This is a genomic window from bacterium, assembly GCA_035529855.1.
Classification (GTDB): Bacteria; RBG-13-66-14; B26-G2; order WVWN01; family WVWN01; genus WVWN01.
Map to the genome: position 1 here is coordinate 1 of DATKVX010000123.1, position 7,647 is coordinate 7,647.

8 protein-coding genes are annotated in these 7,647 nt (G+C 59.9%); 1 reads left to right on the forward strand and 7 read right to left on the reverse strand.

Going from position 1 to position 7,647, the window contains the following annotated elements; translation table 11 throughout:
• The 4 genes from VMX79_12090 to VMX79_12105 form a co-directional block, all read right to left on the reverse strand.
• Positions 1 to 518: hypothetical protein (locus tag VMX79_12090; GenBank protein HUV87837.1), on the reverse strand; the 518-nt coding region annotated here is incomplete at its 3' end.
• A 19-nt stretch (positions 519 to 537) separates the two neighbouring features.
• Positions 538 to 1,200: a hypothetical protein gene (locus VMX79_12095; GenBank protein HUV87838.1), complete on the reverse strand. Its 663-nt coding sequence runs from the start codon at positions 1,198 to 1,200 to the stop codon at positions 538 to 540.
• The gene (locus VMX79_12100) at positions 1,201 to 2,382 is read right to left on the reverse strand and encodes a hypothetical protein (protein HUV87839.1); all 1,182 of its coding nucleotides are present in this window, start codon (positions 2,380 to 2,382) and stop codon (positions 1,201 to 1,203) included.
• A gap of 34 nt (positions 2,383 to 2,416) precedes the next feature.
• Positions 2,417 to 4,996 carry a hypothetical protein gene (locus VMX79_12105; GenBank protein HUV87840.1) on the reverse strand — a complete coding sequence of 860 codons (2,580 nt, stop codon included), beginning with the start codon at positions 4,994 to 4,996 and terminating at the stop codon, positions 2,417 to 2,419.
• A 218-nt stretch (positions 4,997 to 5,214) separates the two neighbouring features.
• Here VMX79_12105 and VMX79_12110 point away from each other — a divergent pair, with 218 nt between their 5' ends.
• Positions 5,215 to 6,009: a PhzF family phenazine biosynthesis protein gene (locus VMX79_12110; protein ID HUV87841.1), complete on the forward strand. Its 795-nt coding sequence runs from the start codon at positions 5,215 to 5,217 to the stop codon at positions 6,007 to 6,009.
• Between the two features lie 99 nt (positions 6,010 to 6,108).
• Here the strand turns inward: VMX79_12110 and VMX79_12115 are convergent, their stop codons facing one another.
• The 3 genes from VMX79_12115 to VMX79_12125 form a co-directional block, all read right to left on the reverse strand.
• Entirely contained in the window at positions 6,109 to 6,324 is a 216-nt protein-coding gene (locus VMX79_12115; protein HUV87842.1) for a hypothetical protein, read from the reverse strand.
• Positions 6,324 to 7,307, reverse strand: coding sequence for a hypothetical protein (locus VMX79_12120; protein ID HUV87843.1), 984 nt, complete (start codon positions 7,305 to 7,307; stop codon positions 6,324 to 6,326). Before VMX79_12120 ends, VMX79_12115 begins: the two co-directional genes overlap by 1 nt.
• A gap of 39 nt (positions 7,308 to 7,346) precedes the next feature.
• On the reverse strand, positions 7,347 to 7,647 hold a 301-nt coding region (locus VMX79_12125; GenBank protein ID HUV87844.1), incomplete at its 5' end, for an NHL repeat-containing protein.

A 7,647-nucleotide genomic window follows, 5' to 3' on the forward strand; every position in this document is an offset into this window, starting at 1 on the left:
ATGAAATCGGAGAGAAGCTCGTCTGCGTGGTAGATATCGCCGCTCGAGAGGCCGCCGTCGGCGCCCTCGGTGGTTATCACCCAGTCCGCGGGGAGCATCATCTTCTTGGGGAAGAGGATAATGTGCAGGCCGTCGATGAAAGCCGTGGCGGAGTAGTCCGAGACGCCGGAGGCCTCCGGGTTCTTGAGCTGGCCGTCGCCGAAGACTACGTAGCAGTCGGACCCGCTTACGGATACGGTCGTCTCCCAGACGTTGGACGTTCCGTAGTAGATGAGCGCGTACCAGCCGTCGTCGCACACGTCGCGCGCGCCGCCGTCGGCCTGCAGCCATATCTCGCACGTCGTCGACGTAGAGTTCTTGTTCTCGCAAGCGACGCCGCGGACGTAGCGCGCGCCTACGGCGTCGCAGATGTCCTGGTAGTTCTGGTTGAACTCGCCGGCGTCGGCGAGATAGCTCGCCGAGACCGGCCCGCCGGGCGGATAGTTAGAGTGGTCGTGCGTGACCCATTTGTTGGCCATAATGCCCCCTTCGAGCAACCTAATCCATCACGACGAGTTGTTCCGTGTCGGTCAGGTAGCCCAGCTTGCTTTCCTTCTCCGTAGTCGAATACGACCCCCACCAGCCTTCGTCGCCCATGAAGCAGTTGACCTTTTCCGCGCCGGAATAGGTGTCCCACTGCGCCTTAGCCATAAACTTGAGGCCGCGCGCCACGGGCCAGGGTATGCTCTTGAAAGGCTCGAGCCCTATGACCTCCAGGACCGCGGCGTGGCCGCCGGCGAAGGGCCGGCCGTCGACCTTGAAGTCGTCGACGCTGCCCTTGACGTGGCAGATGAAGTGGATATCGGCGTTGTCGGAATGGGGATAGAACTTCGCTTTGAATAGGCCGCCGCGGGCGCAGTGGTTGAGGACCGCGCACACCTCGCCCCCCACGGCCTTGCTCAGCAGCGGGAACTCGAGCTTGGCGCGGTAGTAGTAGCCGCCGGTCTCGACGATCTTGTGGCCGTCGATGCCGAGGCGTATCTTCTCCTCGAGCTCGAAGAACTCGGTCATAACGGGCGCGACGTTGTCGAGCTCGAACAGAGAGCCGGCGGCGACGTTGGTCCAGGTGTAGCTGAGGACCACGGTTTCGCCGTCCTGGGCCAGGCAGTCCACCCGGGGGCCCAACTCTCCGCGCGTATGGTATAAGTCCCACGAACCCATTTATGCCTCCTGCGTGCTGCCGCCGCCGCCCCCGCCGGCCCCTTCGCTCTGCGCGGCTTTCTCCACCACCGTGAAAGTCGTCGTACCTTTGGGGCTGAACTGCCGGCCTACTATAATACCGCTGGCCGGCTTACCCAAATACTCGAACTTCTTCTCTTCGCACAGGCCGATTTGCTCGAGGATGCCGGCGCACTCGACGACGTATTCGCGCCGCCTGACGGTGTAGTACTCGTACGCCTTTTGGCACAAGACCTCGGCGTGGCCCTTGTCGTATACGTAGTTGCAGCTCAGGCTCAGCTCGGGCTTGCCGGTGCCGCGTTGGACCTTGCCGTTGGCGTATCCGAACGTTACCTTCTCGTAGGGCGGCAGGTCCTTCCGGGTTATCTTGAGGATGTGAGGGAAGGTCCCGGTCTTCGTCGGCGTCGCGCGGTTGACGACGTAGAGCTTCCCCAGGCGGTCGAAGCAGTACTGGTCGCCGGCGCGGGCCAGGTCGGCGACGATATTCCAGATCTTCTTGCCTTTGCCGCTAACCTCTTGGACGTAGCCGGACCACTCCTTCGCGAACTGGACCAAGAGGTACGACGGCGCGCTTATGGCCCAGATGCGGTCATCGCCGGCGGTGATGCACGTCAGCTCCCGGTCGCCCACGCGCGGCGAGTACGTGGTCTTGATCTTCGTTTCGCCGCCCTCGCGATAAATCTTAACGAAGCGGTGTCGGTCGCCGGTTTCGTTGAAGTAGAGGTCGCCCTTGAATATTATCGGCGAGCGTATTTCGGCGCCGGTCAAGAAGTACTGGTAGACTACGTCCACTTCCTCGCCCTCCAGGTCCGGGTTGAAGTATATATAGCACGTATTGAAATCGTCGCCTTGCTGGCGGTGGACGTAAGCATCGTATTTAGGCGGGATGGCCCAATCCTGATACCAGGCCGATTCCACCTTGCTAGTGTAGTCGGTTAGACTAATTGTTTCGCGACTACCCTTTAGCGTCACCTTTATCGTACCGGGAACGACGTTGGCGTTTTTAAGCTGGACGCGCGGCATACGCGGGTAGTCCTCCTGATAAGCTATGGTTTGGCCCTCGCCCTTCCACTCTTTGGCGTCGTGCTCGAGCTCGCGACCCTCCTTCGGCTCGCCGGCAGCGGGACGCGCCGCATACACGATACTCCACGTTTGTTGACCCACGTCAAATACCCCTTACGATATCCGCATCGTGCGGCTATACTTTGAGCTCCATTATCTGATGCCGTTCGTCCCGGCCCTTCATTACGCTTATATACGTGCCGCGCACTTCCCACGGGTGGGCCAATAGTAAAGGGAACCAGGTAACCATTCCCTCATAAGGCTTTTCGCCTTCGGCGGCGTGGTCCAGTTTCCAATAGTCCGCAAAATTGTTAACCCCAATGGTCTCGGCGTGGACCTTGTCCGATATGCGGCATTCTACGTCCAGTTTATACGGCCCTGGGCCCGGTCGAACTACTATCTGGGTACCGGGTTCCAATATGTCGGTCCTATCGCCTTTGACGGCACAGATCGCGACGGGGGCGCCGGAATAATCTTCGGGTTTTAAATCTTCTCGGGGGAGCCCGGCCCAAAATATCCGCAAGTTAGTATCTACCCAATTCGGCTCGAAGTATTTACGCCCCATATAAAACCTGTCTTTATGTCGAACGAAGGACGTAATATACGATTCCGGTTTATAATTTCGATTTCCCGTATCGCGGTCCGTCCATATCAAAAGGAACCTTTCACCGTCCAGCCATTTCGCGATCTTGCATTGCGAGAACCACCGCCAACTCTTGTCCTGCGCGTGGTCGTTCCAGGCGCAATAGATACCGGACTCGTCTTTGCACAGGAATATTTTGCCGTAGGTCGCTATTGTGTCGTTGCCGACGCCGCAATCCTCACCGTTGTGGACGAGCCTGCATTTACGGTCCCGGTCCTGACAACGCCGCGAGGAATTTTGGTCCTCTTGTACTTCGCTCTTAACCCAAAAGCCGTCCTCGATTAGAAACGCCGGGTTGTAGCCTTTCAGCGTAATTTTGAACGGCGCTACCGGCGACGCCCAAAGCATACAATCGTATTCGTTTTCACGCTTACCCACGTCGTCTATATCTCTCACTGATATGAACGACGCGTAGCCGACGCGGTCTATCCTGAATTTGCTCGTGTCGGATATTTCGCCAATTATATCCCGCCAAAAAAATTGGTCGCGCCCTACCTCGGCTAAGCGGGCCTCAACGCATACGGGGACCGAATCGGGCGCGGCAAAACCCTCGCCGAATATATACTCCAGCAGGACCTCCTGCGGCTCGGCGATGAATACGTTGGGAGCGGGCGAATTATGAGGCGAATAGAAATTTACAACGCAGTTTAATTGAAACGGAATGGGGACAAATTCGTATCTGGCGCATTCTGTCACGCCGACGTCATAATAATCGTCACCTTCACAAACTGCTTCTACGAAGCCAACGTATTGATGATAACCTTTAGCCGTATCGCGCACCATTACTATTTGATTTATGCCGGGTATATCATAACCTTTACACACACGTAACGTTTTATCATTGGGCTCGCGCGGATATTTGCGCTTCAGGTAACTGAAGTGCCGAGGTGCTTCCCATAATAAGCCCGCGAATACTTTATCGTGACGCGGCGTCCCCCAACCGATAGTTTCGGCGATTCCGCCGACCCAATATTTTTTTGGTTCTTTACTGAAAGGCCATTTATTCCGGTAAAGATTAGACCGGCTCCTTAGCGGTATGCCCTTGTCGTGGAGGGTGAATAGATTATTATCGTTCAGCGCGACGGTTTTGGGAACGGCGTTCATGGGTATTTCGCCCTTACATTTATAATGGGCTATGGTAAAAAATAAATCCTGATAGTTGGTACGGCAAACGAAATAGACCTTGTCTTTCGCCGCGGAATATTCCAAGTGTTGGACTTCCCATCCCGTATCCTCGAGCGGTAAGAAAAGATGCTTGCCGGTATACTTAAATTGGGTAACCTTGGCCCATTTCCTCGTCTTCGGGTCATAGGAGACGAGCCAGGGCAGCGTCTTCGAGCCCGGGCCGTCGTGGACGCCTAAGTACAAAAGTTTCCTCTTAGAATCCCAGCACACGGCCGAAACTTTGCACGGCCCGCCACCCCCGCCGCCGTCGAACGTGGACTTAAACGCCAACTTCTTTGCCGGGACCTCGACGCCGCCCCAGAAGTAGTCGTTGCTCCTGACCTTAGGCTCCTCGAGCTCCCACTCGCGCGTTCCTCCCTTCCCCTGCCAGCGGGCCTTCTCCAGGAACTTCGGCAGCAGGAGGTCCGTCACGTGCTTGTTACGGTATGCGCTCTTGGTCGCCGGGTCCTTTACCGCGTCGCCGTCCTCCCAGGCGCCGGGCGGCGACATGAACGTCAGCTTGAGCTTGTCCCAAGGGTAGGCGTCCACGCCCTCGGGGAGGTTCTGGAGCTGGCCGAACCACACGAGCTGCTTTTGGCCCTTGCGGAAGATAAGGTAAGAGAAGATCTTAACCCGAAGGAACTTCGGGCCCTTCAGACCCTTTAAAAAATCGACCAGCTCGTCGGTGCGCGTCAGCTCGACGGTCACGTGGTCGATGGTCGAGACCGAGTACTTGTCGCTCTCGAGTTTTTCCTTGAGCGCCGGGAGGTTGTAAGCCTCATCGTCCGGCACGTACGTACGGCGCGGGTCTACGTCGCTGCGGCGAAGCATTACCTGCCACAGCGGCTTGACGTAGCCCTGTCGCGCGAGGTAACCCGGCGGCCTGTACGGAAACGATATCGTACCCATTATTCCCCCTGTAAAAAACTCCGCATATTTTTAACAGACTCCCGCCTATAATCAACATTTCAAAAAGCTCTTTTCGCGCCTAAAGGGGTTCAAGCCGGCTCGCGCGCCGCCCCGGGACGCGACGAGGGAAACGATTGACTCCGGCTCGCGGCGGTGTTAGCATCGCCGCAAAGTTGCGCGAGGGCCGCCTTTCCCGTTACTATTTCAAAGGAGACACGATGGAAGTCCCCATCTACCAGGTGGATGCTTTTACCGAGGAGCCGTTCGCCGGCAACCCGGCGGCGGTGTGCCTGCTCGACGGCCCGGCCGACGAGGCGTGGATGCAGAACGTAGGCCGTGAGATGAACCTCTCCGAGACCGCGTTCCTCTACCGCCAGGACGACGGCTTCAACCTGCGCTGGTTCACGCCGGCGGTGGAGGTGGAGCTGTGCGGCCACGCGACGTTAGCCGGCGCCCACGTCCTGTTCACGGAGGGGTATCTGCGCGGCGACGACGAGGCCCGCTTCCACACCAAGAGCGGCCTACTAACCGCGGAAAAGAGGAACGATTGGCTCGAGCTCGACTTCCCCGCCACGGCGCCGAAGAAGGCGGAGACGCCGCCGGGCTTACTGGAAGCGCTGGGCGTCGCGGAAGCGGGGTACGTCGGCAAGACGCGCTTCGACTACCTGGTGGAGGCGGCCGGCGAGGAGGTAATCCGGGGTATCAAACCGGACATAGGCCGGCTGCGCGAGCTTAACGTCCGCGGCGTGATGGTGACGGCGCGCGCGGCCTCCGGCGAACACGACTTCGTCTCGCGGTTCTTCGCGCCCGGCGCGGGCATCGACGAGGACCCGGTGACGGGGTCGGCGCACTGCGCGCTGGGGCCGTACTGGGGCGCGAAGCTGGGGCGTGAGGAGATGGTAGCGTTCCAGGCCTCGCCTCGAGGCGGCGTCGTGAAGGTAACGCTCGCCGGCGACCGCGTGAAGCTGGGCGGCAAAGCGGTTACGGTGCTGCGGGGGAAGCTGGCGGCGTGAGCTGCGACGTACCGGCGTGGGACGAAGAAGGAGCCCGAAGGGGCTCCTCTTTTTACTTTGGCGGCGACCTTCAACTACGTACCAAGTTATCCGGGAAATCTACCCCTCAAGTTGCGACAATCGCGCCTCGCCGGCGCGGGCGCGGTAGGCCGTCTGGATGTCGGCGTCGACGCCGGGGTTCATCGTGACCTCGACGTTGACGTTGGGGGAGCCGACGTTCACGTTGGGCGTGCCGAAGTCGCCCGGGCCGAAGCCGTAGCCCGGCCTTACGTCGGCGCCCAGCCGCTTCAGCTCCTCCTTCAGCTCCTCGCTCATCAGTCGAAGTAGATGACGAGGTCGCCGGAGGCGTCGTTGTTAACGCGGAACTCGCGCGTGAGGGCGTCGTGGCCCGCGCGCGTCGCGCCCAGCTTCAGCGCGCCGGTCCACACGATGTCCTTGGCGTATATCGTCATCCGCCCCAAGGTGTTCGTCTCCAGGAACCGCTCGATGACGAGGTACCCCGCCCACGAGCTCGGCGTGTCGGCGGGCCCTATCGTGACTTTTACGCCGGAGGTGTTGGTATACAGGTACGTCGTCTTGACCTCCTTGTCGGCGTCCGCGGCGGCGAACGTCAGGACGCCGCTCGCGCGGTAGGCCGTCTGGATGTCGGCGTCGACGCCGGGGGCCACGCTCACCTCGACGTTCACGTTGGGGGAGCCGACGCTGACGTTGGGAGCGCCGAAGTCGCCCGGGCCAAAGCCGTAGCCGGGCCGGCCGCCGGACAACAGCGCGCGCATACGTTCCTGCGTTACGATAAACTCCGGCTCGCGCTCGCCCACCAACGCGAGGGTGGGACTTTTGACGAGGCCGCCGCTCTGGAAGAGGCCGCCGAACAGGCCACTTAACAGCGGCCCGACGCCGGGGATGAAGCTCAGCGCCGACTGCATGACGCCGGAGAGGACCGACGTCGCCGCGTCCGTCGCGAGCTGCGTGCCCATACTTTCCAGCGCGCCCTTCACGTCGCCGGACTTGAGGCCCTGGACCAGCCCCGAGGAGAGCATCCCCGAGACCTTTTTGACCGCGGCCTCCTCCTCGGCCTTGAGGTCCTTCTTGGGCAACTTGGGCTTCTTCTTCTCTTCCTTCTCTTCCTTCTCCTCGGGAGGCTTGACCTCCGGCGCGACCTCGAGCGGCTCCTCCTTGAGGGCGGCGAGTTGGTCGCGTAAGCCTACGATCTCGTCGGCGGTTTCCTTAAATCCCTCCGAAGACTCCTTGGCCCCGCCCACTTCGACTCTGTATACGATCTGACGGTTGTTCTCCACTTTCGCCCCCTTATCATAACGCTGTACCAGTAACGTTCGTTACTCCTTTCGGCGGAAATACTGGACGCGGTGATTCCCGAAATCGGCGACATATACGGTCCCGTCCGGCGCGATGTCGATGCCAATCGGATTGGCGAATTCGCCGGGTACCCGTTCGGTATTGTACTTGCCCCATTCCCCTAAGAATACGCCTTCGGGACTGAAATATTGAACGCGGCCGTTATGCGCGTCCGTCACGAAAACCGTCCCGTCTTCCGCGACGGCAATACCTCCGAGGCCCACGAATTCCCCCTCGCCACTACCCTTCTTACCCCACGCGCGGATAAAAGAACCCGCCGCG

Excerpts from the sequence above, each read along its gene's own strand:
- VMX79_12095 (HUV87838.1), bottom strand. The coding sequence starts at position 1,200 with ATGGGTTCGTGGGACTTATACCATACGCGCGGAGAGTTGGGCCCCCGG.
- VMX79_12105 (HUV87840.1), bottom strand. The coding sequence starts at position 4,996 with ATGGGTACGATATCGTTTCCGTACAGGCCGCCGGGTTACCTCGCGCGA.
- VMX79_12110 (HUV87841.1), top strand. The coding sequence starts at position 5,215 with ATGGAAGTCCCCATCTACCAGGTGGATGCTTTTACCGAGGAGCCGTTC.
- VMX79_12115 (HUV87842.1), bottom strand. The coding sequence starts at position 6,324 with ATGAGCGAGGAGCTGAAGGAGGAGCTGAAGCGGCTGGGCGCCGACGTA.